Genomic DNA, 269 nt, shown 5'->3' with positions numbered 1-269 from the left:
AAAACAGTTTTGTTCAGTCAAACAGTCTTAAATTCTTTACCACTAGATCTAAACTTTCTAGGAAAAACTCAGGTTTTAAATGCCAAAGATGAAAACACCAATGATATTTATGTTTTTACTTGGGATGACAAGAATATTAATATTCTTAAATACAATGCTTCTTTATTTCTTTCGAATCAATTTACAGATTCGCTGAAACACGAAAGAAGCCGAAATTTAATTGGCTACAGCATCAGTAAGGATAAAAAACCAGCACTATATTGGAGTTC

1 pseudogene is annotated in these 269 nt (G+C 30.5%); it reads left to right on the top strand.

Going from position 1 to position 269, the window contains the following annotated elements:
* A pseudogene (locus ACWA1B_RS22750) lies at positions 1-269 on the top strand (hypothetical protein); the annotation flags it as partial.

This window comes from Flavobacterium xizangense, assembly GCF_054075145.1.
Note: the sequence above shows the minus strand (reverse complement) of the source record. Positions and strands in the feature narration are given on the sequence as shown.